The 22,044-nt window shown below is 53.1% G+C and carries 19 protein-coding genes; 10 read left to right on the top strand and 9 right to left on the bottom strand.

Annotated elements, in window-relative coordinates; all coding sequences use genetic code 11:
• Positions 1 to 369 precede the first annotated feature (369 nt).
• The 8 genes from BLR50_RS04355 to BLR50_RS04315 form a co-directional block, all read right to left on the bottom strand.
• A complete protein-coding gene (locus tag BLR50_RS04355; protein WP_092638947.1) occupies positions 370 to 939 on the bottom strand; it encodes an ANTAR domain-containing response regulator in 570 nt (189 codons plus the stop codon).
• Positions 940 to 999: 60 nt separating this feature from the next.
• Positions 1,000 to 2,322 (bottom strand): glutamine synthetase family protein, encoded by a 1,323-nt coding sequence (locus BLR50_RS04350; protein ID WP_092638945.1) that lies wholly within the window; start codon positions 2,320 to 2,322, stop codon positions 1,000 to 1,002.
• A gap of 738 nt (positions 2,323 to 3,060) precedes the next feature.
• The gene (locus tag BLR50_RS04345; protein WP_092638943.1) at positions 3,061 to 3,390 is read right to left on the bottom strand and encodes a DHCW motif cupin fold protein; all 330 of its coding nucleotides are present in this window, start codon (positions 3,388 to 3,390) and stop codon (positions 3,061 to 3,063) included.
• 106 nt (positions 3,391 to 3,496) lie between these two features.
• On the bottom strand, positions 3,497 to 4,219 hold the full coding sequence (locus BLR50_RS04340; RefSeq protein WP_092638941.1) for a GltB/FmdC/FwdC-like GXGXG domain-containing protein: 723 nt from the start codon (positions 4,217 to 4,219) through the stop codon (positions 3,497 to 3,499).
• A 178-nt stretch (positions 4,220 to 4,397) separates the two neighbouring features.
• Complete coding sequence (locus BLR50_RS04335) at positions 4,398 to 5,639, bottom strand: NAD(P)/FAD-dependent oxidoreductase (RefSeq protein WP_092638939.1); 1,242 nt, start codon at positions 5,637 to 5,639, stop codon at positions 4,398 to 4,400.
• A 5-nt stretch (positions 5,640 to 5,644) separates the two neighbouring features.
• Complete coding sequence (locus tag BLR50_RS04330; RefSeq protein WP_092638937.1) at positions 5,645 to 6,076, bottom strand: 4Fe-4S dicluster domain-containing protein; 432 nt, start codon at positions 6,074 to 6,076, stop codon at positions 5,645 to 5,647.
• Positions 6,077 to 6,644: 568 nt separating this feature from the next.
• Positions 6,645 to 8,156, bottom strand: a complete 1,512-nt coding sequence (locus BLR50_RS04320) for a glutamate synthase-related protein (protein ID WP_092638933.1) — start codon at positions 8,154 to 8,156, stop codon at positions 6,645 to 6,647.
• Positions 8,157 to 9,257, bottom strand: a complete 1,101-nt coding sequence (locus BLR50_RS04315) for a class II glutamine amidotransferase (protein WP_143008045.1) — start codon at positions 9,255 to 9,257, stop codon at positions 8,157 to 8,159.
• Positions 9,258 to 9,975: 718 nt separating this feature from the next.
• On the opposite strand from BLR50_RS04315, the gene BLR50_RS04310 reads away from it, so the two are divergent.
• From BLR50_RS04310 to BLR50_RS04265, 10 genes are all read left to right on the top strand, one after another.
• Positions 9,976 to 12,066 carry a glutamine synthetase III family protein gene (locus BLR50_RS04310; RefSeq protein WP_092638931.1) on the top strand — a complete coding sequence of 697 codons (2,091 nt, stop codon included), beginning with the start codon at positions 9,976 to 9,978 and terminating at the stop codon, positions 12,064 to 12,066.
• A gap of 131 nt (positions 12,067 to 12,197) precedes the next feature.
• Entirely contained in the window at positions 12,198 to 13,898 is a 1,701-nt protein-coding gene (locus tag BLR50_RS04305; RefSeq protein ID WP_092638929.1) for an ammonium transporter, read from the top strand.
• 399 nt (positions 13,899 to 14,297) lie between these two features.
• On the top strand, positions 14,298 to 16,934 hold the full coding sequence (gene ppdK / locus BLR50_RS04300) for a pyruvate, phosphate dikinase (RefSeq protein ID WP_092638927.1): 2,637 nt from the start codon (positions 14,298 to 14,300) through the stop codon (positions 16,932 to 16,934).
• Between the two features lie 456 nt (positions 16,935 to 17,390).
• The gene (locus BLR50_RS04295; protein ID WP_092638925.1) at positions 17,391 to 17,807 is read left to right on the top strand and encodes a zinc ribbon domain-containing protein; all 417 of its coding nucleotides are present in this window, start codon (positions 17,391 to 17,393) and stop codon (positions 17,805 to 17,807) included.
• Positions 17,808 to 18,053: 246 nt separating this feature from the next.
• Positions 18,054 to 18,722: a TetR/AcrR family transcriptional regulator gene (locus tag BLR50_RS04290; RefSeq protein ID WP_092638923.1), complete on the top strand. Its 669-nt coding sequence runs from the start codon at positions 18,054 to 18,056 to the stop codon at positions 18,720 to 18,722.
• Between the two features lie 130 nt (positions 18,723 to 18,852).
• Positions 18,853 to 19,137 carry a hypothetical protein gene (locus BLR50_RS04285; protein WP_092638921.1) on the top strand — a complete coding sequence of 95 codons (285 nt, stop codon included), beginning with the start codon at positions 18,853 to 18,855 and terminating at the stop codon, positions 19,135 to 19,137.
• A 275-nt stretch (positions 19,138 to 19,412) separates the two neighbouring features.
• Complete coding sequence (locus BLR50_RS04280; RefSeq protein WP_092638919.1) at positions 19,413 to 19,799, top strand: type II toxin-antitoxin system HicB family antitoxin; 387 nt, start codon at positions 19,413 to 19,415, stop codon at positions 19,797 to 19,799.
• A 146-nt stretch (positions 19,800 to 19,945) separates the two neighbouring features.
• The gene (locus tag BLR50_RS04275) at positions 19,946 to 20,281 is read left to right on the top strand and encodes a hypothetical protein (RefSeq protein ID WP_143008041.1); all 336 of its coding nucleotides are present in this window, start codon (positions 19,946 to 19,948) and stop codon (positions 20,279 to 20,281) included.
• Positions 20,263 to 21,225, top strand: coding sequence for an aldo/keto reductase (locus BLR50_RS04270; protein ID WP_092638916.1), 963 nt, complete (start codon positions 20,263 to 20,265; stop codon positions 21,223 to 21,225). The genes BLR50_RS04275 and BLR50_RS04270 overlap by 19 nt, the downstream gene beginning before the upstream one ends.
• A gap of 40 nt (positions 21,226 to 21,265) precedes the next feature.
• Positions 21,266 to 21,649, top strand: a complete 384-nt coding sequence (locus BLR50_RS04265) for a hypothetical protein (RefSeq protein WP_092638915.1) — start codon at positions 21,266 to 21,268, stop codon at positions 21,647 to 21,649.
• Positions 21,650 to 21,786: 137 nt separating this feature from the next.
• On the opposite strand, the gene BLR50_RS04260 is transcribed toward BLR50_RS04265, so the two are convergent.
• Positions 21,787 to 22,005, bottom strand: a complete 219-nt coding sequence (locus tag BLR50_RS04260) for a hypothetical protein (protein WP_092638913.1) — start codon at positions 22,003 to 22,005, stop codon at positions 21,787 to 21,789.
• Between the last annotated feature and the right edge of the window lie 39 nt (positions 22,006 to 22,044).

Here is a 22,044-nt window from a genome sequence, read left to right as displayed (position 1 = left end):
GATGAATTTCCGCGGGCGGGAGAACCCCGCCCCTGCGATGGGGATTGCGGAAAACGGTGGGCAACGGGATTGCAGTTCTCGTTTCTCCTTGTAGGGGCGATTATCAATCGCCCGCGTGTATTATCTGTAATTGCATCAGAGCGGCGGACGCGTAATGCGCGCCCCTACATGTATCAGGCTATGAGGTGGATTAGCAAAACGGCCAAGACCTTTCCCTACAATTCTTATCCCAACGTTCGATGGCTAACGGGGCAGAAACCGGGGGAGAGGGGTAGAAGCGGCAGCCATTCCCTGCAACCGTGGACGGTTTAAATATAATGAAAGGGCGGACGCACAGGTCCGCCCCTAAAGCCGTATTGTTATAGCCGTTTACCATTCATAGGTGCGAAGGATGCCTTCGGCGACCTCTTTTTTGGTAATGCGCATATCCATGGCCTGACGCTCGATGTATTTGTGTGCCTGCTCCTCTGTCATGCTTAAGTATTGTATCAGCGCGCACTTGCCGCGGTCGATGAGCCGAATCTCCTCGATATTCTTCTGCAGCTTGAGGTTTTCGCGCTTGAGCATCTGCAAACGCCGGCGGGCGGCGGTAACCAGCTTTAAGGTTTGAAAAAACAGCTGACGGGAAAGGGGCTTGGGGAGGACAAACACACCGAAGTTTTCCACCCTGGCTGCGACATCGTCGGCAAGCTCGCTTTTTACCATCATGATGACGCCCGACATGGTTTTTTCGGCGGTGATAATCGCAAGCTCATGGCCGAATTCATCGGAAAGAGGGGCGTTGATGATAATCAGGTCGTAATCCTGCCCGGAATACATGCGCCGGGCCTCGCTTCCGCTCTGCGCGGTGGTAATCTGCGCCGCGGAGTCCTCCTTGAGCAGCTGTGAAATAAACTCTATGCTCTTATCGGTGCTTGAGACGAGAAGCACGCTATCCATACCACCACCACCAATCCGCTTTAGCGTATACTTATCTCGATAGAGATTCGCGTTGTTGTTTTAAATCGTATTAAAGTACATATCGCGCTCGATGCCGTCTTTATCGGTGTGCGCGCTGAACTTTTCCCATTCGCGGCGCTTTGCCATAAGGAAGTTGTCGATGGTTTTAGCAGGCAGCACGGTAGATAAAAAGCTGCTGTTCTGTGCTTCTACAATCGCTTCAAACAGTGATTCGGGCAGGATGCTGAGCTTGTTTTCGGGCACCTTCACGTTAGCCTGCGACGGAATATAGTGCAGCGTGTCGGCAAGAGGCAGGTTTTTTTCAATGCCCGAAAGCCCCGCGCGCAGCGCAAGCGCAAACGCGATGTAGGGGTTGCAGGAGGGGTCGCTGGAGCGCAGCTCTACAAAAGGGGTATGGCTTGTGCTGCCCGGTACACGCAGAATCTGCGAAAGGCTGGAGGACGACCACCCCACATACTTTAACCCCTCGGGGCTGCACAGGCGTGCGTAGGAATTGGTGAGCGGATTTAAGAAGATGGTGGTTTCGCGCGCATACTTGAGCAGGCCCGCGATAAACGATTTACCCTCGGTGCTCATCTCGCCCTGCTCACTGTGAAAGATGTTAAACCCGCTTTTGTACAGCGATATCTTGATATGCAGCCCGCTGCCGCATTCATCGTGGATGGGCTTGGGCATAAAGGAGGCGAACAGCCCGTTTCGCGCGGCCATGGTTTTTACCACCGATTTGAAGGTGGCGAAGTTATCGGCTGCGCGCAGGGCCGCACCGCTTTTAAAGTCGATCTCGTTCTGCCCGGGCCCCATCTCATGATGAGAGCTTTCGGGTTTGATATCCATCTCCTCCAGGGTGAGGCAGATATCGCGCCGCACATTTTCGCCCTTATCGAGCGGCGCTACGTCGAAATAACGCGCGCTGTCGTGCGGCGTTTTGGTGGGGCGGCCGTCGTCGTCGGCCTCGAACAGATAAAACTCGCAGTCGGAGCCGATGCGGCAGGTGTAGCCCATCTCCTCGGCCTTTTGTATTGCGTTGCGCAGGATATAGCGGCCGTCGCCCTCGAAGGGGGAGCCGTCCTGGTGCTTGATATCGCAGAACAGGCGCACCACGCGGCCCTGCTGCGGGCGCCACGGCAGCACCGAGAGGGTGGAGGGGTCGGGGAACAGGCAGAGCTCCGATTCCTCTACATAGGTAAAGCCGTTTACCGCAGATGCGTCAAAGAAGATGCCCTGTTCAAACGCTCTGGAGAGCTCATCCGACATAATAGACATGTTTTTGAGCGTGCCGAACACATCGCAGAACGCAAGCCGTATAAACTTCACATCGTTTTCGCGAACAAACTGCAGAACCTCGGTTGCCGTGTAGTCCATAGCTAATCCACGCCTTTCTTTCAAAAAAAGGGCGCGACGCACCCTTTTATTAAGCCCAATCCCACCGGCAGACACCAATGGTTTTATACTTATTGATAGTATTATACTACTTTTTTATTCAACAATAAACTGTGCAAAGCCAAATTCTGCATAAAGAATCGAGTTACGCAGATGTGGATAGACCTGATAAATTCCGCGGCTTTCCTTGTAGGAGAGGTTATCAACCTCGCACGGGATTATCTGCGGTTGCGTAGGAGCCGCGGGCGCTTAATAAGCGCCCCTACATCCCCATCGAGGATTCGGTTGTAGGCCACGGGCGTCAGGGATGCAGCCCCCTACATCCCGCCGCTGGGCAGCGAATATATGGGGGTATCCGTCCGGGGGCGAAGCCCCCGGACATTTCTCCCCCTCCCGCATGGGTTGGCTTGGATTTTTCGTCTGCGCCGTTGCGGGAGGGGGTTGGGGGTAGGTTTCGAGAGGGCAGAAGCAAACGCCGTAGGGAACGGTCTTGACCGTTCCGCGGAAATTATGCGGCTGTGTTAGAAGCGCGGACGCGCAATGCGCGCCCCTGCATTTCTGCCGCGAGTCTGATGAAATTCTGCGTTCGATTGATAATCGCCCCCCACATTCCCGCCGCGGATTTGGTTGCAGACCGCGGGGTGCCGGGGACGCCGCCCTCTACATCCTGCTGCGGGGCTGATGAGGCTGCATGGTGGCTGCCGGCTTTATGCAAGAATCTTAGTCTACGATAAACAGCTTGGCACCGTTTTTTGTGTGGGAGCGGTGCGGGTTCAGCTCGTCAGACACCTGATAGCTCATTCCGGCGGTTAAAACAAAACTGCGCCCGTCGGAAAGCTCGGTGACAAGCTCCCCCTCCAGCACAAGCAGAACGTGGCCGCGGCTGCACCAATGGTCGGCAAGGTAGCCGGGCGTATACTCCACCATCCGCACACGGATATTGCCCATCTCGAAGGTTTTCCAGATTGCCTCTCCGGTTACGCCGGGGTGAACAGTCTGGGAGACGGCACTCCAATCAACGGTACAAAACGGAACATTCTCAATCTTCATCAGTCAATCATCCTTAATGTCAGATTAAATACCAGCGCGGCTATACCGTCTTGAAAAAAGACTGGTATTATGGCCGCGCTGAATAATTCCTTTTATTGTACAGCAACTAGTTGTGGGTGTAAAGCTGCTTGTAGGGGTTTTTGGTGTCGGGCACCAGCACAAGGAACTTCTCTTTAATGATCTCTTCCTTGCTCTCGCCGAAGGCTGCGCAGAACTCATCGATATACGGGGCGATTTCGTTTAAATCCTCCACCGTTGCCTCGCGCACGGTTACCTGCTTGGGCAGGCCCTCGGGCGGGGTATCGGTGCGCAGAAAGATCTTGCCGCCGTGCATACCGGTGCCGCAGAAGCTGCAGTAATCCTTATCGCGCGTCTGGCGCAGGCCGAGCACCACAATCAGCCCGCCGGCCTGATACTCGCCGAGGAAGCTGCCCGCCTTGCCGCCGATGATGAGCACCGGCAGCTTCTCCTTGTACGCCTTCATGTGAATGCCCGCGCGGTAACCCGCGTTGCCCTGCACATAGATTCTGCCGCCGCGCATGGCGTAGCCGGTGGCGTCGCCGGAGGAGCCGTGGATGATGATGCGCCCGTCGTTCATGGTGTCGCCGGTGGCATCCTGTGCGTTGCCGTTTACCTCGATGGTGGCGCCGTTTAAGTAGGCCCCCAGTGCGTTGCCCGGCACGCCGTTGATGGTGATGTGCTTATTGCCGAGACCGCTGCCGATATACCGCTGCCCGATGCAGTTGTCGATAACTACCTCGGCATCTGTTGTTTCGCGAACCTGTTCGTTTAAAAGCTGAAAATGCAGAAGCCCTGCAGTAATTTTCATAATACCATTCCCTTCATGAATAGTTGTTTCTCTCGCCATCCCCTTCTTGCAGGGAACGATTGTAGGAAAGGCCATTGGCCTTCCGCGGTATCCGTACAACCTCCCGATAAGCAGGGGCATTTGGCGGCTCATCGAATCCAAGCCTTCCGGTGAAACCGCGGGTGCGCAATGCGCGCCCCTACAGGCTGTGGCTGTGTTCCGCCAGCTTGTGCGCACGGTCGGCTTTGCTGAAGGCCATGAGCTGGGGCTTTTCCTTAATCAGGTCGAAGTCTATGGTATCAAGCGGTGTTTTCTCGCGGATGAGCGCGGTGTAGATGCCCGCGCGCGCAACCTCGCCGATGAGGATGTAGCCCTTGAGAAGGCCGTCTCTGGTTACCAGCTTCTTGTAGCTGCCGTTGCCCCTGCTGATGGTTTCATCGCCCTTGTAGCTGCCCGCGGTGATGATGTGCAGCCCGAAGAACCCGATGGCGTTCATGGGGATAGCCTTGTTATACAGCTTTTCGCCGCCCGCCATGTTGATACCCGCGCACTCGCCCTGCATATAGGCGTTGGGCAGAAGCGCCAGCACCTTTACGGTGTCGTCGGTGATGTCGGTGCTCTCGGTGCAGTCGCCCGCGGCATAGATATCCGCAAGGGTGGTTTGGCAGTGGTCGTTGGTGGCAATGCCGCGGTTTACAACGCCGCCAGCCTCTTTTACAAGCTCGGTGTTGGGGCGTACGCCTACGGCGATCACCAGAATATCAAAATCTATTGTCTTGCCGCTGTTTAGAACGGCGGAGTGCTCGGAGAATTCCTTTACGCTGTCGCCTAAGATAAACTCAACGCCGCTTTTTTCAATGTGCCGCTGCATCATGGCAGAGCCCTCGGTATCCAGGATGCTGGGGAGGATACGGTCGGCAAGGTCTACCACCGTGATGGAGGCAACGTCTTTGCGAATACCCTCGGCGCATTTTAAGCCGATTAGGCCCGCGCCGATGATGAGCACGCGGCTCTGCTTGGTGAGCGCTGCCTGCAGGGCCTTGGCGGAATCGAGCGTCATGAAGGTAAACTGGTTCTTCACCTTCTCCAGCCCCTGCATGGGGGGCACGAACGGGCGTGAACCGGTGGCAACCAGCAGCTTGTCGTAGGCAACGGCGCTGCCGTCGTCGAGCATTACCTTCTTTAAGTCTTTATCAATCTTCACGGCGGTTTTGCCCAGCAGGGCGGTAACGCCGTTTTTCGTGTAGAAATCGTCGGGGCGGTACTTCATGCGCTGCTCGTCGGTTTTGCCGTATATAAGGTAGGAGATCAGCGGGCGGGAGTAGGTGTGGTGCAGCTCGCTCGAGATTACGGTGATGACACCCTCTTTATCTACCTGACGGATGCCCTCGATGCAGCCGACAGCGGCGGCGGAGTTGCCGAGTATTACATAGTTCTTCATTTCGCCTAACCCCTTTCCTCAAATACGATTGCGCGGTTGGGGCAGCCCTTAACGCACGCGGGCTCGCCGCAGGCGTTTTTGGTGCACAGCTCGCACTTCTGCACGGCGCCCGTTTCTGAAGGCATTACGGCACCGTAGGGGCAGGAGAGGATGCAGGTGTAGCAGCCCACGCATTTGTTCTGGTCGATGGAGATGACGCCGTTTTCCACCGTGAGCGCGCCGGTGATGCAGCCCTTTACGCAAAGTGGCTCGTCACAGTGGCGGCAGGATACGGCAAACGAGATGTCGCCCTGCTCCTCGATCTTAATGCGCGGGTTGATGGTAATGTCTTTAAGCGCCTTGGCCATGTCGTCCTCGCCGGAGGCGGCAAAAGCGCAGTAATATTCGCAAAGATGGCACCCGAGGCACCATTTCTCATTGACGTAGATACGCTTCATTCGTAACAAATCCTTTCGGTTTAATCCCTTACTGCAAAAAATGACCTTGTTGCCGGTATTGTAGGGAACGGTCTTGACCGTTCCGCCTTTTACGTTTCATCCGCTGCCGATGTGAAATAACCCTTGTAGGGGCGGCCATCGGCCGTCCGCGGTATTCCTGCGGCTGCCGGTGAGACCGCGGACGCGCAATGCGCGCCCCTACATTCCCGTCGTGGATTTGGTTGTAGACCGCAGGCGGGAGAACCCCGCCCCTATGCCTCACCGCACGTCTGTTCAAAATCCGTGGGGCATCGGGGACGCCGCTCCCTACATCCCACCGCAGAATGCGGTGAATATACGGGGGTACCCGTTCGGGGGCGAAGCCCCCGAACATCTTTCCCCCTCCCGCATAAAGAAATCTTGGACAATATCCGCCTTAAAATGCGGGAGGGGGTTGGGGGTGGGCCTTATCAGGCGCCCCATGCCACGCGGTATTCATGCGGCTACCGGTGAAACTGCGGGCGAACACAGTTCGCCCCTACAGGCGGGCCATTTTCTGCGTTGGTTGCAGGGGCAGAAGAAAGACAGATTAGAACGCCTCGCCCGCATGCTTGATGCCGAGCATCTCCAGCTCTTTCTCGTTTAAGCCTACGCCTCTGAGCATCAGGCGGTTGCCTCTTAATGCTTCAATCGAGTTGATGCCCATGCCGCCCATGATCTCCTTTACCTCGTGGTCCCACGCGGTAATGAGGTTTACCAGACGCTTGTAGCCCACATCGGGGTTTAGGCGCTTTACAAGCTCGGGGCGCTGGGTGGCGATACCCCAGTTGCATTTGCCCGCATGGCAGCTGCGGCACAGGTGGCAGCCGAGGGCCAGCAGCGCGCCGGTGCCGATGTATACCGCGTCGGCGCCAAGGGCCACGGCCTTTACAACGTCGGCGCTGCTGCGGATGGAGCCGCCCACAACGATGGACACGTTGTTGCGGATGCCCTCCTGACGCAGGCGCTCGTCTACGTTGGCCAGTGCAAGCTCGATGGGGATGCCCACGTTATCGCGGATGCGGGTGGGCGCAGCGCCCGTGCCGCCGCGGAAGCCGTCGATGGCGATGATATCGGCGCCGCTTCGGGCAATACCGCTGGCGATGGCGGCCACGTTATGAACCGCAGCAATCTTTACGATAACCGGCTTTTTATACTCGGTGGCTTCCTTCAGCGAGTAAACCAGCTGACGGAGGTCTTCGATGGAGTAGATATCGTGGTGCGGGGCGGGGGAGATGGCATCGGCACCCTCGGGTATCATGCGGGTGGCGGAAACGTCGCCTACAATCTTGGCACCGGGCAGATGCCCGCCGATGCCGGGCTTTGCACCCTGGCCCATCTTGATTTCGATGGCGGCGGCAGCCTCGAGGTAATCCTTGTGCACGCCGAAGCGGCCGGAGGCTACCTGAACGATGGTGTTTTTGCCGTACTGATAAAAGTCCTTATGCAGGCCGCCCTCGCCGGTGTTGTAGTAGATGCCCAGCTCCTGCGCGGCGCGCGCAAGGCTCTCGTGCGCGTTGTAGCTGATGGAGCCGTAGCTCATGGCCGAGAACATAATCGGCACCGAAAGCTCTAGCTGAGGGGTGAGGTTGTTTTTAAGCTTACCGTCTTTATCGCGCACAATGCCGTCGGGCTTTTTGCCTAGGAAGGTGCGGGTTTCCATCGGCTCACGCAGCGGGTCGATGGGGGGGTTGGTTACCTGCGAGGCGTTGATGAGCATCTTATCCCAGTAAACGGGGTAGGCCTTGGGGGTGCCCATCGAGGAAAGCAGTACGCCGCCCGATTCGGCCTGCTTGTAGATTTCGGAGATCGTCTGGTTGCTCCAGTTGGCGCTCTCTTTAAAGGTATTGTCGGTTTTAACAATCTTTAATGCGCGGGTGGGGCAGAGCGAAACGCAGCGCTGACAGTTTACGCATTTGGTTTCGTCGGCCTTCATACGCTTTAGGTCTTCATCGTAGCGGTGCACCTCGTTGGCGCACTGGCGCTCGCACACACGGCAGGCGATGCAGCGGTCTGGGTTACGGATTACTTCGTATTCTGGGTAGATATAATTAACAGCCATCTAGCGCACACCTCCGTTTAAGGTTACAATTACCGGCTGGCCGCCCTTGGGCGCCCAGATACGGTCAACATTCGGCTCAATTACGCGGATGGCGCATTCCTCACTCGCGATATAAACCATATCATCCTTTTCGCCCACTACCATCGAGCGCAGCTTTAGGCGGTCGTTTAGCGCCATCATGCCGCCTTCAAAGCCCAGCAGGATGGAAAACGGCCCGGTAATCAGCATGCCCGCAAACGCGTTGCGCAGGTATGTAAGGCGCGCCTTCTCCTCTTCGGGCAGGCGGTCGATCTCTTTCCAGAAGGGGGCGGCGATTACGCTCGCAACCTCCTCCAGCGTAAGCCCTACCTTGCGCACCAGATAGTCGATGATATAGGTAATGGCCTCGGTATCGGTTAACAGGGTGCACTTGTAGCCGAACATCTCGATGCAGCGGCGGTTGGCGTCGTAGCTCGAGATCTCGCCGTTGTGCACGATGGAGTAGTCAAGCAGCGCAAAGGGGTGCGCGCCGCCCCACCAGCCGGGGGTGTTTGTGGGGTAACGGCCGTGCGCTGTCCAGCAATAGCCGGAGTATTCCTCCAGACGGTAGTACTCGCCCACATCCTCGGGGAAGCCTACGGCCTTGAACACGCCCATGTTTTTGCCGCTGGAGAACACAAAGGCGCCCTGAATTTTGGTGTTGATTTCGGTAACCACCTGTGCCACAAATTCCTTTTCATCCACAAGGCTGTGCTCCAGCTTCTTGGGCAGCGGCAGCATAAAATACCGCCAGATGAGCGGCTCGTTTTTGATAATCAGCATCTTTTTTACGGGGATCTCGCCGCAATCGGCTATCTCAAACCTTTTTGCAAGATACTCCTCACAGGTTTGCTTGGCAGCCTTGTTTTCGTAAAAGATGTGAAACGCATAAAGATCCTTGTGCTGCGGGTAGATGCCGTAGCCGGCAAAGCCGCCGCCCAGGCCGTTAGAACGGTCGTGCATGGTGGCGATGGATTTGATGACACCCTCGCCGCTTAAGCGCTTGCCGCTTTTTGAGAAGATTCCCGAAATGGCGCAGCCCGACGGGATTCTAACCTCGCCTTCTCTTGGAATAGTCTGCATGGTACTCTCTCTTTCCTCCAACGTGATATAGTTCTGCGGTAATACCGGCCTTTCATAGCGGCGGCCTTTCGCCGGCGTTCCCTCTTTTTCTTGTGAAATGTGCAAAAAAAGAAGATGCCCATAAAAAGCTGTATCAAGCACGTTTAGATAGCGGCACCCCGTGGTGCAGCCGCCCCGTTGGCAGGCGGCATTCGCGCATTGCTCCCCGCACACGGCGTTTGATGCAATGCTTTAAAGTTTTACCCCTGTGAATTGCCATGGTCTAAAAGAAGCCGACCGCAAAGGTGTCGGCTGTCGGCCCGCCCGTAACCGGTCAGGCAAAAGACAAAAAAATAGCGTTCACCAAGGGGACGCGTGGCTTGCCGCCTCGTGCCCCTTGATGAACGCCATTGTTCATTGCTTTATATTATACATTATACGGGCCTGATGTCAAGCAAATTGAATGCGAAAACTAAATTTACTGCAATATACACAAATATTTACCGCTGACATGCCGCTGCTACGGTGTTTTAACAATTGTATAATGCAAGATTGTTTTTATGTTCTTGCAAAATTTTTGGCAAAAAGGGGGTTGACAAATTAAAAGCCCAAGTATATACTGTTAATATCAACAGCGAAGGCGCTGTGGGCATAAACCCACGGTGTCTTTTTTTGTTTTAATCGGTATTTTTACAGGGATAGCCGAGATGAAAACTTTTTAGAATGTGAGGTAAATGGTATGAGCAATGTTCCAGAGTTATTCGGAAGCTTGGTGTTTAACGACAAAACCATGAAAGCCAGACTTCCCAAGGAAACCTACAAGGCCTTTAAGGCAGCGGTTGCAGACGGCAAGCCGCTGGATGTAGGAACCGCAGGCGTTATTGCAAACGCCATGAAGGATTGGGCGATTGAGAAGGGCGCAACCCACTTCACCCACTGGTTCCAGCCCATGACCGGCATTACCGCCGAGAAGCACGACAGCTTTATCTCCCCCACCAAGGACGGAGAGGTTATTATGGAGTTTTCGGGCAAGGAGCTTATCAAGGGCGAGCCTGATGCCTCCAGCTTCCCCTCCGGCGGCCTGCGCGCCACCTTTGAGGCGAGAGGCTACACCGCATGGGATCCCACCTCCTATGCCTTTATTAAGGACGGCACCCTCTGCATTCCCACCGCCTTCTGCTCTTACGGCGGCGAGGCACTGGATAAGAAGACCCCGCTGCTGCGCTCGATGGACGCCATTGACGTGCAGGCCATGCGCATTCTAAGGCTGTTCGGCAACGACAAGGCGAAGCATGTAAGAACCACCGTTGGCCCCGAGCAGGAGTACTTCCTTGTAGATGAGAAGCTTTATAACCAAAGAAAAGACTTAATCTATACCGGCAGAACCCTGTTTGGCGCAAAGCCCCCCAAGGGCCAGGAGCTGGATGACCATTACTTCGGCGCTATCCGCGCCCGTGTATCCGCATTTATGAAGGAGCTTGACGAGGAGCTGTGGAAGCTCGGCATCCTTGCAAAAACCAAGCATAACGAGGTTGCACCCTGCCAGCACGAGCTTGCGCCGATCTTTACCACCACCAACATCGCCACCGACCACAACCAGCTGACCATGGAGCTGATGAAAAAGATAGCACCCCACCATGGCCTGGTTTGCCTTTTGCACGAGAAGCCCTTTGCGGGTGTAAACGGCTCGGGCAAGCACAACAACTGGTCGATGTCTACCGATACCGGCGTAAACCTGCTGGAGCCCGGAGATTCCCCGCTGGAGAACGCACAGTTTTTAACCATTTTAAGCGCCGTAATCAAGGCGGTTGACGAGTATCAGGATCTGCTGAGGATTTCGGTATCCAGCGCTGCCAACGACCACCGTCTGGGCGCCAACGAGGCCCCTCCCGCCATCATGTCGATGTTCCTTGGCGAGGAGCTTTCTGCGATTGTTGACTCGATTGTTGACGGCACCGCCTACGATAAAAAAGAGAAGGTTCAGATGCAGATTGGCGTAAACGTTCTGCCCACCTTCCCGAAAGACACCACCGACAGAAACCGCACCTCGCCCTTTGCCTTTACCGGCAATAAGTTTGAATTCCGCAGCCTTGGCTCGGCGTTCTCGATTGCGGGGCCGAACATCATCCTGAACACCATCGTAGCCGAAGCGCTTAAGCAGTTTGCCGATGTGCTGGAGAACACCTCCGACTTTACCGGCACCCTTAACAAGCTTATTAAGGATACTATTAAAGAACACAGGCGCATTATCTTTAACGGCAACAACTACTCGGAAGAGTGGGTGGCGGAAGCCGAGAAGAGAGGCCTCTTAAACCTCAAAAACACCGTAGAGGCGCTGCCTTACTTTATAAGCCCCAAGAATATCGCGCTGTTTACCGCGCACAAGGTATTCTCGGAGGTTGAGATGCACTCCCGCTACGAGATTCTGCTGGAGAGCTACTCTAAGATTATCAACATAGAGGCGCTTACCATGGTTGATATGGCGAAGAAGGAGATTCTGCCCGCCGTTATGAGCTATGTAAGCGAGCTGAGCACCACTGCCGCAGCCAAGAAGAGCGTTTCGAGCGCCATTACCTGCGACGTGGAGGAGAAGCTCATCACCAAGCTTTCCAACCTTGCTTCCTGCATGTATAAGAAGATTGAGGCGCTGGATGCCGTGATGCTGGATGTAAAGAACTACAGCGACGGCATGGAGCTTGCGAAGTTCTACAGGGGCAGCGTAATTCCCGCCATGGTGGAGCTGCGTGCGATTGCCGACGAGCTGGAGGGCCTTACCGCCAAGAAGTACTGGCCGTTCCCGACCTACGGCGACCTGCTGTTTTACGCATAATCACTGCCTTGGCAGCTGCGCGGAGGGGATGCCGCACAGCCGCCGTAAAAAAAGGTTTTAATGCTTTCTGGGGATAGAGGGCGTTAGAATAAATAAGTAACACCAGCAAGTGTGTATGAGGAGGAGTAACTATGTCGGAGGTTTTTTCAACTTCCAACACGATTTGGCTACTGGTTGGCGCCGCGCTCGTATTCTTTATGCAAGCCGGCTTTGCAATGGTAGAAACAGGCTTTACCCGCGCCAAAAACGCCGGTAACATCGTAATGAAGAACCTGATGGACTTTTGTATCGGCACACCGATCTTCTGGATTCTGGGCTTCGGCATTATGTTCGGTGCCGGCAACGGCTTCTTTGGCTGGATAGACTTTTTCAGCCGCGGCGACTACTCTCATGTGGTTGCCGGGTATCAGGTGCCGACACTCGCGTATCTGGTATTCCAGACGATGTTCTGTGCCACCGCCGCGACGATTGTATCCGGCGCGATGGCAGAGAGAACCAAGTTTATCTCTTACTGTATCTACAGCTTTATGATCAGCGCCGTGGTTTACCCGATTTCCGGCCACTGGATCTGGGGCGGCGGCTGGCTGGCTCAGCTCGGCTTCCATGATTTTGCCGGTTCCACCGCGGTACATATGGTAGGCGGCGTTTCGGCGCTGATTGGCGCGGCGTTTCTTGGCCCGCGTATCGGGAAATACGATAAGCAGGGCAAGCCGAAGGCGATTCCCGGCCACAGCATTACCCTTGGCGCTTTGGGCGTATTCATCCTTTGGTTCGGCTGGTTCGGGTTCAACCCCGCCTCCACCATTGCGGCGGAAGGCTTTGAAGGCTTAATGGGCCATATATTCGTAACTACCAACATCGCTGCGGCGGTAGCTGCATGTGCCACCATGATCTTTACATGGATCCGCTATAAAAAACCCGATGTTTCGATGACGCTTAACGGCGCCCTTGCAGGACTGGTTGCCATTACGGCAGGCTGCGACGCGGTTTCTCCCGCAGGCGCTGCGATTATCGGCCTTCTTGCCGGTATTATAGTTGTGCTGGCAGTTGAGTTCTTTGACAAGGTAGTTAAGATTGACGACCCGGTTGGCGCTATCAGCGTTCACGGCGTGTGCGGTGCCTTCGGCACCCTGTGCGTGGGCCTGTTCGCAACAGACGGCGGCCTGTTCTACGGCGGCGGCTTTGCCTACCTTGGCAAGCAGGCGCTGGGTGTGTTCTCGGTAATGGCGTGGGTAGTTGTTACCATGACCATCATCTTCTTTGTAATTAAAAAGACAGTTGGCCTGCGCGTTACCAAGGCGGAAGAGATTGTTGGCCTTGACGTGGAGGAGCACGGACTGGTTAGCGCATATGCTGACTTTATGCCCGCAGTTGAATCCATCGGCAGCGAACCTGCAGAGGCTTCGGCGGTAAGCGGCAATGTGCCGATAGAGAAGGCTGTACCCGTAAAGGTAATCGACAGTACCCCGGTTGACGGCGTAAAGATGTCAAACGTAGTGATTCTGATGAACCAGAACCGATTTGAAGCCCTGAAGGCGGCGCTTAACGAAATTGGCGTAACCGGTATTACCGTAACCCAGGTGCTTGGCTGCGGCCAGCAGAAGGGTGCCCCGGAGTACTATAGAGGCGTGCCGATGGAGATGACGCTGCTGCCCAAGATTAAGGTGGAGGTTGTTGTGTGCAAGGTGCCTGTTGCCCAGGTGGTTGAAACCGCCAAGAAGACGCTGTACACCGGCCGTATCGGCGACGGTAAGATATTCGTATATGATGTTGAGAATGTGATAAAGGTTCGTACCGGCGAGGAGGGCTACGACGCCCTGCAGGACGAATAGCAGACAATTGATTGTTTAGAGGTTACCCTTACTACTCTGCTTACTTCTTTTTATCCCTGTTTACCATAAAATGATGCGTAAAAGCGGCTGCTGTGATGGGCGGCCGCTTTTACGTTGTTTTTATCTTTGCGGTATATACTATACAAATAGAAGGCACCCTAATATCGGTATAGGCAGACGGGCGTTGCTTGTATTCGGCATAACAGGCGGAAAGGGTAGATTATGCCTAAGCAGATTCTGGGGTATAATATCAAGATTTACTTTAATCTTATGAAATATTTAAAAATAATTCTGGAAAAATAAAAAAGGATTTGCTATAATAAATTGATAACTGCATAAATGGCTTAACACTGCGTTTTCGCAGTTTAATATAAGTTGTATATTATTTCAGGAGGTAGAATGATAGTGAGCAAAAAGTTTGTTTACCTTTTTTCCGAAGGTAACGGAAAAATGAGAGAACTGCTGGGCGGCAAAGGTGCTAACCTTGCAGAAATGACCAACCTTGGTCTGCCGGTTCCTCAGGGCTTTACCGTAACCACCGAGGCCTGCACCCAGTATTATGCTGACGGCGGCAAGATTAACGACGAGATTCAGGCAGAGATCCTCAAGTATATTACTGAGCTTGAGAAAATCTCGGGCAAAAAGTTCGGCGACCCCAAGAACCCCCTGCTGGTTTCCGTTCGTTCCGGCGCTCGTGCTTCGATGCCCGGCATGATGGACACCATCTTAAACCTCGGCTTAAACGAAGAGGTGGTTGAGAGCTTTGCAAAGCTTACCAACAACCCCCGTTTCGCCTACGACTCCTACCGTCGTTTCATCCAGATGTACTCCGACGTTGTTATGGAGGTTGGCAAGAAATACTTCGAAGAGCTCATCGACAAGATGAAGGAAGAGAAGGGCGTTAAGCTTGATACCGAGCTGGATGCCGACGACCTGAAGGAGCTGGCAAAACAGTTTAAGGCTGAGTATAAAAAGGCCAAGGGCGTAGAGTTCCCCTCTGATCCGGTTGAGCAGCTGATGGGCGCAGTTAAGGCTGTGTTCCGTTCGTGGGATAACCCCCGCGCTATCTACTACCGCCGCATGAACGACATCCCCTCCTCTTGGGGTACTGCCGTTAACGTACAGGCAATGGTATTCGGCAACATGGGCGATACCTCCGGCACCGGCGTTGCGTTCACCCGTAACCCCTCCACCGGCGAAAAGAAGCTGTACGGCGAGTTCTTGATGAACGCACAGGGCGAGGACGTGGTTGCAGGTGTTAGAACCCCTCAAACCATCGACCAGCTTGCAAAGATCATGCCCGACGCTTACAACCAGTTTGTTAAGATCTGCGGCATTCTGGAAAACCACTACCGCGATATGCAGGACATGGAATTCACCATTGAAGATAAAAAGCTCTATATGCTTCAGACCCGTAACGGCAAGCGCACCGCTGCCGCCGCTTTAAAGATTGCCTGCGACCTTGTAGAGGAAGGCATGATTACAAAGCAAGAGGCTGTTTGCATGGTAGACCCCAAGCAGCTTGATGCGCTGCTGCACCCGCAGTTTGATGCCGCTGCCCTGAAGAAGGCACAGCCCATCGGTTCCGCTCTTCCCGCTTCCCCGGGCGCTGCCTGCGGCCGTGTGGTATTCACCGCCGAAGATGCTACCGAGTGGGCCAAGAGAGGCGAGAAGGTTGTTCTCTGCCGCCTTGAGACCTCTCCTGAGGACATCGAGGGTATGCACTACTCGCAGGGTATCCTCACCGTTCGCGGCGGTATGACCTCTCACGCCGCTGTTGTTGCGCGCGGCATGGGCACCTGCTGTGTATCCGGCTGCGGCGACATTAAGATGGATGAAGCAAACAAGAAGTTCACCCTTGGCGGCAAGACCATCAGCGAGGGCGATTATATCTCGCTCGACGGCTCTACCGGTAAGATTTACGGCGAAGCAATCCCCACCGTTCCCGCTTCGATCTCGGGCTACTTCGGCACCCTGATGGGCTGGGCCGACGAGTTCAGACAGCTGAAGGTTCGCACCAACGCCGATACCCCCAAGGATGCGAAGCAGGCTGCTTCCTTCGGCGCGGAGGGCATTGGCCTGTGCCGTACCGAGCATATGTTCTTTGATACCGACCGTATCGCCGCTATGCGCGAGATGATCGTTTCCGAGACCGAGGAGCAGAGAAGAACCGCTCTTGCAAAGCTTCTGCCGATGCAGAGAGGCGACTTCGAGGCGCTGTATGAGGCAATGGGCGGCTATGCCGTAACCATCCGCTTCCTTGACCCGCCGCTCCACGAGTTCCTGCCCACCGCCGAGGATGACATTGTTGCCCTTGCCGGCGAGATGAAGATGAGCGTTCAGGCTCTGAAGGATGTTATTGCATCCCTGCACGAGTTCAACCCGATGATGGGTCACCGCGGCTGCCGTCTGGCTGTTTCCTACCCCGAAATTGCCGAGATGCAGACCACTGCCGTTATCGAGGCTGCTATCAACGTTAAGAAGAAGCACTCCGATTGGGATATCGTGCCCGAGATTATGATTCCGCTGGTTGGCGATATCAAGGAGCTGCAGTATGTTAAGAACGTGGTAACCACCACCGCAGACGCTATCATCGCCAAGAGCGGTTCCAGCCTGCACTACAAGGTTGGTACCATGATCGAGATTCCGCGTGCTGCCCTTACCGCTGACGAGATTGCAAAAGAGGCTGAGTTCTTCAGCTTCGGCACCAACGATCTTACCCAGATGACCTTCGGCTTCAGCCGTGACGACGCCGGTAAGTTCCTGGAGGCTTACTATGCAAAGAAGATCTACGAGAACGATCCGTTTGCTAAACTCGACCAGATCGGCGTAGGCAAGCTGGTGAAGATGGCTTCCGACCTCGGCAAGCAGACCCGCCCCGACATCAAGCTGGGCATCTGCGGCGAGCACGGCGGTGATCCTTCCACCATCGAGTTCTGCCACAAGGTTGGGCTCACCTACGTTTCCTGCTCGCCCTTCCGCGTGCCGATTGCCCGCCTTGCCGCTGCACAGGCCGCAATCAAATATCCCCGCTAATCAATAACAAAACCGATTTGAAAAGTGTCGTTGCCGCTTTAGCGGCAGGAGTGGTTTTACCGCGACAGACATTTTTACAAGGATTGAAAGATGTTCTTTCAATCTACTGCCTGAAATAATGGGCCGCCCGCACCGTAGATTGCTTCGGTGCGGGCGGCTTGTTTATGTTGCAGCAGAACTCACTTTTGTAATGTTGAAGTTAATTATTCTGCTGTATCGTATCATATATGTAAAGAAAAGAGTATACAGATATAAAATATGAGGTTAGTCTTTTGAAAACAGCCGGATGGAAAACATTTACTTGCCGCTGTTGAAAGACAAGCATCGTTATGTTATACTTCAAGATGTAAAGCACAAAAATGTAAATCAGTGGCTATAACCTGCCATATTACAGTGGGAACAGCCGCTACTTATAAAATTTATGCCGATATATAACGGCGGATTGGATGATGAATCATGTATTGCAAGAACTGTGGCAACGAACTGTTTCGGGGCGCAAGCGTTTGTACAAAGTGCGGTGCGCAGGTAGGCGCAGGCGGTAACTTTTGCCCCAACTGCGGCCAGCAGACTGATCCGCTTGCCGTTGTATGCGTAAAATGCGGCTATCAGCTTACCGGCCGACCGATCCCTGCCTACGGCACCGAGCAGAAGAGCAAGATTGCTGCGGGCCTTCTGGGTATCCTGCTGGGATCGTTGGGCATACATAACTTCTACCTTGGCTTTACCAACAAGGCAATTGCCCAGCTGCTCATCACCGTATTATCCTGCGGCGCTCTGGGTGTGGTTTCGGGCATCTGGGGGTTTGTTGAGGGCATTATGATCCTGACCGGCAGTATGAGTTTTGACGCAAACGGCGTTCCGCTCAAGGAGTAAGCCGCTGCTATCACAGAGAGACGCACCGTTAGGTAACGGCAATAGAATAGTTATTCAAGCAGCTGATTTTGCGCAGGCAGAGTCGGCTGCTTTTTGCTTTGCCGTTTCTTTACCGCCCGCATAGAAGCGTTGTTTGTATGCGGGCGGCTTTTTATTCCACGGTTATAAACTAACATACATTAATTTATGTATTGAAAAAACTATGGAATGATAGTATAATATTAAAAAGGGGAGAAAATACTTAATATGCTAGAAAACAAAAATACAAACAAAAGAAAAAAGGGACTAGAAACGCAGCAGCAAATCCTAGAAGCAGCCTCAGATTTATTTGCACGAAACGGATATGAGGGTGTCTCGGTACGGGAGATTGCGGAAAAGGTCGGGATTAAGGAAAGCTCGCTGTACAACCATTTTAAGAGTAAATCGGATATTCTTGAAACACTCTTTGACGATTTTATACGGCATGTTCCCGAAACAAGGCCATCTGACCAAGAGCTTGACAACATGCTTATGATGATGGAGCCGGAAGAGGTATTTAAGGCCATACTTTTTCATGTAGGAAAAAGCGTAAACGGAACGCTCTCTAACACGGCAATGATTATAAACTATGAGAAGTTTCGGAATCAACGCGCTGCCGAGATGTACTATCAATATGTAATAAATGAGCCTGCCGGATATTATGAGCGCCTGATTAACAAGATGATTGACCGAAAGATGGTGAAGCCTGTTGACGCACGCTTAATAGCAGAGCAGTACAACTATATATCAGTTGCGTTGACAAAGGAATTCATCATGGCACGGTATGGCTTTGCAGATATCCATGCCGTTGTGGCGTATATGGTTAAGACATTAAAGTTCTTCTGTGGACTGATGAAGAATGACACCGGTGACTGCAATGAAAAGAAAGAAGAATAGGTCTTTAAAAGAAAAATATCCTTCCTCCGAGCCGTGCAGCTGTGAAATATGCAGATCATACTGCGCTCGTCCCGGCTGGTGGACTGTAGAAGAGGCGGCACAGGCAATCAGGGCAGGCTATGGTGGGCGAATGATGCTGGAAATAGCCCCCGATATGACGTTTGGGGTGCTTTCCCCCGCATTCAAAGGCTGCGAAGGGAATTTTGCATTGCAGGAATATGCAAACAACGGATGTAATTTTATGAGAAACGGTCTGTGCGAGTTACACGGAACAGGCTTTGAACCGCTGGAATGCCTTTTCTGTCATCACGAGCGAAAAGGGCTGGGGCAGAAATGTCATGAGGATATTGAAAAGGATTGGAATTCGGCGGCCGGCAAGCGATTAGTCAACAGGTGGGTTAATACTAATCTTTGATGAAATTATTGATAATAATCTGAATCAAAAATTATAAACAAAAGGTTTTGGTTTTATTCTTATATACTTCTTAATCGGGTATTAGTATAAGCAGATGATGAAACAAGGAGAGGAATAAGATAAATATATATAATAGCTAAAGCCCGTCGGTATATCATCCGGCGGGTAATCTTTTTATTGCGGGGATAGATTGTCGTCTGCATTCATAGCCGTGCGCTCTGTGGGTATCCTAATGGTGTATATCAGTGAATCGGAAAACATAGGAGGCTTGCGGGATGAACTACGCGTTTCAGATTACCCCCACGCAGGTGGACGGACAGTACTATTGGTCGGCGGAAAGCACGGTGCTCAAGGGCTGTGCGGCGCAGGGGGAAACACTGGCCGAGGCGATTGCGCGGCTGGAGGTAAACGAGCGGGAGTGGCTGAGCTCTGCGCAGAAGCACGGCATTCCTATACCCGAGCAGGGGGCGCCGCCCGAAGAGTATAACGGCAAGCTGACAATACGGCTTTCTAAAACCCTGCACCGGCAGCTTATGCGTTATGCGGAAAGAGAGAATATCACCGTAAACCAGTTTATCAGCGACGCGGTTGCACAGCGGATTGGATATCATAACGGGCTGAAGGAAGCTAGAGAAACCGAGGCGCTGCCGCCCTCGGTTTAAGCCTTGACGGCGGCAGGGTTTTGTATTACGATTATTGAAACGACAACAGCCGAACGGGGGCGTAAAGTATCAAGAAGATTAACTCCATCGGCTATGGGTATAAGCTTGTTTTAGCAATCCTGCTGTTTTTGGTTGTGCTGCCGTGCGTGATACTGCTGCTGCGGTGGTTTTGGCCGCTGCCGGTGTTCTGGGTGCTGCTTACGGTTTCGCTGATGATCGGCGGGCTGCTGGCGGTGTTTCTGGCGGTGCTGCTGATGACAGAGCTTAGGCAGGATAAGCGTATAGCCCGCTACTATGAAAAGCACCAAAACCGGGCGCTGCCGCTTTCAGACGGCAGATACGAATGTCAGCACTGCGGGAGCACAAGGTTAAAGCAGGGCGACAAGGTGTGCCCCACCTGCGGGGTGCGATTTGAAAACGATTCATCCATTTATAATACAGCAGCTCGGCAGGAGGAACAAAAATGGAATATTCACAGTTAGGAAATTCAACTCTTCAGGTTTCACGTCTTTGCGTAGGCTGTATGAGCTTTGGTGACCCCGAAAGCAATTTCCACGCATGGACATTAAGTGCCGGGGAAAGCGAAAATCTTGTTAAACACGCGCTTGACCGGGGTATTAATTTTTTTGACACCGCCAACATCTATTCAGCCGGAACCAGTGAGGAATATCTGGGCCGGGCGATCAAGAACAATATTGCACGGGATAAGGTAGTACTCGCAACAAAGGTTTATTTTAATGAGGGTAAGCTTTCAAAGTCGGCAATACTGCATGAGATTGACGGGTCACTTAAAAGGCTGGGCACCGACTATGTTGACCTTTATATCATTCACCGCTTCGATTATGATACCCCGATTGAGGAGACGATGGAGGCGCTGAATAGTCTTGTAAAGGCAGGCAAGGTGCGAGCCCTTGGTGCTTCCGCAATGTACGGATACCAGTTTTATAATATGCAGATTGCTGCAGAGAAGAATGGTTGGACGCCATTTGTTTCCATGCAAAACCACTATAATCTGCTTTACCGTGAGGACGAGCGGGAACTGATTCCCATCTGCACACAGCAGAAGGTCGCGCTTACTCCATACAGCCCCCTTGCGGCGGGCAGGCTTTCGCGCCTCGAGTGGAATACGGATACAAAACGCAGCCAAACCGATAAAACGGCCATTTCTAAATATGACAGCACACAGGAAACGGACTATACTATTGTTCTTCGTGTACATGAAATCGCACAGAAATATGGAGCCACAATGACGCAGGTTTCTCTTGCATGGCAGTTTGCCAAGGGGGTTACAGCCCCCATTATCGGAGCAACCAAGGCAAAATACTTTGATGATGCGGTTGGGGCCTTCGATGTAAAGCTTGCGTCGGAGGATGTAGCCTATCTTGAGGAATTATATATTCCGCATAAAATCGTAGGTGCCATTTAACGCTTTAGTTAAAAATATATTGCAGATTAGAGGTTCAGCCATGTTTTTAGATAACCTGTTTAAACCCCGCAAAAGCGAGCAGGAACTGAAGGAGGAAACCGAGGAGCTTGGAAGGCTGGTTTTTCCGCTGGGCGACGGGCAGCGCGCAAAAATCGAGGCATTGCTTAAGGAGATTGATTCGAAGAAGATAGACCAGATCGACCTGCTGATCTGCTTTATCGCCGGAAAAAAGCAGTATTTAAAAGAGGGCAGCCTCGGCTTTGTATACCGTAAGGCGATGGGCAGCAACGCCACCCTTACCAAGCAGCAGGGCAAGGAGATTGCAGCACTGGTGGCCTTAGACAGCAAGGCAGAGACACTGGAGCAGCTGCCCACCATCGAGCAGATTCGCGCCTACGCGCAGCAGCTTGAGGTGGAAGGCTGATTGTGGCCTATGGCTTTACACCGTGCATGAATACAAGCGATACATAAATATACTGCTCCGCGGATGGAACCTTGAAGAAGGCTTATCCGCGGAGTTTTCTTGTTAAAATCGGTATATAGCCTAAAAGGAAAGAATATTTAACGGTAGGTAAGCTTAAGCACATTCTCAAGCAGGTATTTAATGCCGCGGATCGGGCTGGGAACATCCACCCCCATGGCGTACAAAAGACATACCACGAAGGAGAAAACAAACAGCACCGAAAAAACAACAAGCTCGCGCCACATCTTCTTTTGAATGAGCGCCGGGGTTTCGGTAAAGCCGATAAGGGCAAAAACGGCGACGACAAACCATACCATTTTAAGCTTCTGTCCTTTCACAAACTGATTTTAGTGTAA

This window comes from Acetanaerobacterium elongatum, assembly GCF_900103835.1.
Classification (GTDB): Bacteria; Bacillota; Clostridia; order Oscillospirales; family Ruminococcaceae; genus Acetanaerobacterium; species Acetanaerobacterium elongatum.
This window is presented reverse-complemented; position numbering and strand designations above follow the sequence as displayed.

Bases quoted from the DNA above. Each gene is read 5' to 3' on its own strand.
- BLR50_RS04330 (WP_092638937.1), bottom strand. From the start codon at position 6,076: ATGAAGCGTATCTACGTCAATGAGAAATGGTGCCTCGGGTGCCATCTT.
- BLR50_RS04285 (WP_092638921.1), top strand. From the start codon at position 18,853: ATGATGCTGGAAATAGCCCCCGATATGACGTTTGGGGTGCTTTCCCCC.
- BLR50_RS04280 (WP_092638919.1), top strand. From the start codon at position 19,413: ATGAACTACGCGTTTCAGATTACCCCCACGCAGGTGGACGGACAGTAC.
- BLR50_RS04310 (WP_092638931.1), top strand. From the start codon at position 9,976: ATGAGCAATGTTCCAGAGTTATTCGGAAGCTTGGTGTTTAACGACAAA.
- BLR50_RS04315 (WP_143008045.1), bottom strand. From the start codon at position 9,257: ATGCAGACTATTCCAAGAGAAGGCGAGGTTAGAATCCCGTCGGGCTGC.
- BLR50_RS04290 (WP_092638923.1), top strand. From the start codon at position 18,054: ATGCTAGAAAACAAAAATACAAACAAAAGAAAAAAGGGACTAGAAACG.
- BLR50_RS04350 (WP_092638945.1), bottom strand. From the start codon at position 2,322: ATGGACTACACGGCAACCGAGGTTCTGCAGTTTGTTCGCGAAAACGAT.
- BLR50_RS04270 (WP_092638916.1), top strand. From the start codon at position 20,263: ATGGAATATTCACAGTTAGGAAATTCAACTCTTCAGGTTTCACGTCTT.
- BLR50_RS04260 (WP_092638913.1), bottom strand. From the start codon at position 22,005: ATGGTATGGTTTGTCGTCGCCGTTTTTGCCCTTATCGGCTTTACCGAA.
- BLR50_RS04355 (WP_092638947.1), bottom strand. From the start codon at position 939: ATGGATAGCGTGCTTCTCGTCTCAAGCACCGATAAGAGCATAGAGTTT.
- BLR50_RS04340 (WP_092638941.1), bottom strand. From the start codon at position 4,219: ATGAAAATTACTGCAGGGCTTCTGCATTTTCAGCTTTTAAACGAACAG.
- ppdK (WP_092638927.1), top strand. From the start codon at position 14,298: ATGATAGTGAGCAAAAAGTTTGTTTACCTTTTTTCCGAAGGTAACGGA.
- BLR50_RS04335 (WP_092638939.1), bottom strand. From the start codon at position 5,639: ATGAAGAACTATGTAATACTCGGCAACTCCGCCGCCGCTGTCGGCTGC.
- BLR50_RS04320 (WP_092638933.1), bottom strand. From the start codon at position 8,156: ATGGCTGTTAATTATATCTACCCAGAATACGAAGTAATCCGTAACCCA.
- BLR50_RS04265 (WP_092638915.1), top strand. From the start codon at position 21,266: ATGTTTTTAGATAACCTGTTTAAACCCCGCAAAAGCGAGCAGGAACTG.
- BLR50_RS04295 (WP_092638925.1), top strand. From the start codon at position 17,391: ATGTATTGCAAGAACTGTGGCAACGAACTGTTTCGGGGCGCAAGCGTT.
- BLR50_RS04305 (WP_092638929.1), top strand. From the start codon at position 12,198: ATGTCGGAGGTTTTTTCAACTTCCAACACGATTTGGCTACTGGTTGGC.
- BLR50_RS04345 (WP_092638943.1), bottom strand. From the start codon at position 3,390: ATGAAGATTGAGAATGTTCCGTTTTGTACCGTTGATTGGAGTGCCGTC.